Source organism: uncultured Campylobacter sp. (assembly GCF_938018145.1).
GTDB lineage: Bacteria > Campylobacterota > Campylobacteria > Campylobacterales > Campylobacteraceae > Campylobacter_A.
This window is the reverse complement of the sequence record NZ_CALIII010000098.1, coordinates 1-2,774: the sequence shown is the minus strand read 5'-3', so window position 1 is coordinate 2,774 and position 2,774 is coordinate 1. Positions and strand designations below refer to the sequence as shown.

2 protein-coding genes and 1 pseudogene are annotated in these 2,774 nt (G+C 46.3%); 2 read left to right on the top strand and 1 reads right to left on the bottom strand.

Annotation, left to right across the window (positions count from 1 at the left end):
* Positions 1-70: 70 nt before the first annotated feature.
* On the bottom strand, positions 71-1,177 hold the full coding sequence (locus Q0338_RS02150) for an FtsW/RodA/SpoVE family cell cycle protein (protein ID WP_298085324.1): 1,107 nt from the start codon (positions 1,175-1,177) through the stop codon (positions 71-73).
* A 52-nt stretch (positions 1,178-1,229) separates the two neighbouring features.
* Here Q0338_RS02150 and Q0338_RS02145 point away from each other — a divergent pair, with 52 nt between their 5' ends.
* Together Q0338_RS02145 and Q0338_RS02140 are read left to right on the top strand one after the other, a co-directional pair.
* Positions 1,230-2,246 (top strand): RluA family pseudouridine synthase, encoded by a 1,017-nt coding sequence (locus tag Q0338_RS02145; protein WP_298085323.1) that lies wholly within the window; start codon positions 1,230-1,232, stop codon positions 2,244-2,246.
* Positions 2,224-2,774: pseudogene (locus Q0338_RS02140) on the top strand (hypothetical protein); the annotation flags it as partial. The gene Q0338_RS02145 and the pseudogene Q0338_RS02140, both read left to right, overlap by 23 nt.

Genomic DNA, 2,774 nt, shown 5'->3' with positions numbered 1-2,774 from the left:
TCGTCTTAAAGCGAGCCAAATTCGGTTGAATCGTCAGAATTTACCTAAAATTAAAGGTAAATTCTGACGGCTAAATTTTAAATTTGACCAACCTATACGTCGGATCAAACCTAAACGCGAGCAAATTTTGCAAAATCCCAAAAAGGCACATAAAAGTAACGAAGCTACTGCCGCCGTAGCTGTAAAACGGTAGCGGAATGCCCACCACAGGTGCAAAGCCGATCGTCATCATGATATTTATACTCACGTAGATAAAGATAAGTATCCCGATCCCGGACGCCATCGTTTGCGTGAAATAATCATCCTTTAGCCCGTAGTTTAAGCTGAGCAGATGAGCTATCAGCGCTCCGTAAAAGCTAAGTAGCGCGAGCCCCCCGTAAAATCCATATCGCTCGATCGTGTAAGCAAAAATAAAATCGCTAGTCGAAATCGGCAAAAATTTAAAGTGCGTCTGCGTCGCCTCGTCTTTTGGCTTGCCCTTTAGTCCGCCGCTGCCGATAGCGATGATGCTCTGGCGCACGTGGTAGTTGGACTCTTCGCTTAAAAAATCGGTAATGCGCTTTTTTTGGTAGTCGTGCAAATTTTCGTAGATCACGGGCGCAGAGAGCAAAATCCCTGCAAATATCGCGACCCAAATTTTTTTATTTACCCCGATGATAAAAAGCACGGCGTAGCCCACGATGAGCAGTATGAGCGCGGTGCCCAGATCGGGCTCTTTTAAAATCAGCACGAAAGGCAAAAGGATATAAAAACTAAGGCGTAAAAAGTCCTTGAGACCGTAGCCGTTTTCCTCTGGCGGGCGCTGTTTGATGAGGTAGCCTAGCATCAAAAGAAGCGCCGGTTTCATGATTTCAGAGGGCTGAAGCGTAAAGTGTATAAACGGAAACTCGAGCCATCTTTTTGCGCCCAGTTTGCTTGTGCCAAACAAATCTACGCTAATAAGCAACACGATACAAATCCAGTAAAATAGCGGTATGAGCCAGGCGATCTTGCGAATAGGAAGCAAAAAGAAAAATAAAAACGCAGCTAGACCGACGCCAAAATATACAAGCTGCTTGCCGGCTAGGATAGAATTTGCCTCAGAAACCAAAATGTATGATAAAATAATAATAGGAAGTATCAAAAACGGCTGAACGAAGTCAAAATGGGTTAAAATTCGCCTATCGAGTCTTATCAAAAATTTGCCTTTTTTGAGCGATTATAGCATTTTAAAGGAAACAAATCTAAAAATGACGGAAAAAGAGATCAAAATTTTAGATGATACGCAGGCGAGGGCGGATGCTTTTTTAGCCACCGAGCTAAACGTCGCTAGAAACCAAGCGCTAAATTTGATAAAAAGCGGACTAGTTAGCCTAAACGGTAAGCCGCTAACTAAGCCATCGGCGAAGCTAAATTTGGGCGACGTTTTGAGGATCAAATTTGAGCAAAGCGAGCCTGAAGCGGCTAAATTTGAAGCGGAATTTGAAGTGCCGATCATTTACGAGGACGAGGATTTGCTCGTGCTAAATAAACCCGCAAATTTAGTCGTGCATCCCGCTCCTAGCGTCAAGGAGCCTACGCTTGTGGACTGGCTCGGGGTGAAGGGATTTTTGCTATCAAATTTAAGCGGACAAAGCAGGGCGGGTATCGTGCACAGGCTAGATAAAGGCACTAGCGGAGCTATCGTCGTAGCTAAAAATAACGCCGCTCACGCCGCGCTTTCAAGCCAGCTAAGCGACAAAAGCATGGGGCGCATTTATCTAGCGCTAACCGATCTGCCGCTCAAGCAAAACTGCATCGTCGAGCGAGCTATCGGACGAAATCCCGCTAACCGCCTAAAAAAGGCGATAGTTTCAAGCGGCCGCGCGGCAAAAAGCGCCTTTGCGAATTTGCTTTTTAGCGAATTTGACGGCCCCGTGCAGAGTAAAAACGCGGGCGTAAATTTGATCGCGGCAAAGCTTTTTACAGGCAGGACTCATCAGATAAGAGTGCATCTAGCTAGCCTAAACCGCCATATTTTGGGCGATGCTTTATACGGTTTTAAGAGCGAAAAGGATAAAATCGGCCGAGTAATGCTTCACGCCTACGGGCTATATTTCACGCATCCGCGCACGGGCGGGCAAATGAGCTTCGTCGCGCCTATTTGGGATGATTTTAGTGAAATTTTACTTAGCAAATTTAGCAAGGAGAATATAGATGAAAAGATTGATTTTATGGGGCTTAGCGAGCTCTTTAGCCATTGTGATGAGTGGGTGCGTATCCTCTAGCGGCCCTGCGCAAGTAAATCCGAATTTGCCGACCGTCCAGAGCCTAAAAACCATCAGCGATATGACCGAAGTGGGCTTTGAGTGGACGCCGACTCCGACTTCAAACGTCGCGGGCTACTATCTATACCGCTCAAATCCAAACGAAAATAACGGCAAAATGAAGGTCGTAGCCGACATAAAAGACCGCTTTGCCAGCCACTACGTGGATGCAAATTTGGCTCCCGAGACAACATATACCTACGAGATGAGAACGTACAACGCGAGCAAGCAAATTTCAGGCCCCGGTATGATGGTTAGCGCCACAACCAAGGCGCTTATGGATTCCGTGCCTTTCGTTAGGGCGCTTACGAATTTACCCGAGCGCGTGAAACTCATCTGGAGACCGCATCCAGACCTTCGCGTGGCGTCTTATGTCATCGAAAAAGCCGATATAAATAAAGAAAACTGGAGACAAATCGCCGAGGTAAAAGGCAGACTAAACGCCGAGTATATCGATGACGACGTGAAGCCTGGCAGAAGCTATAAATA

What these genes read in the sequence shown, in the direction of transcription:
- Q0338_RS02145 (WP_298085323.1), top strand. Translation starts at nt 1,230, where the DNA reads ATGACGGAAAAAGAGATCAAAATTTTAGATGATACGCAGGCGAGGGCG.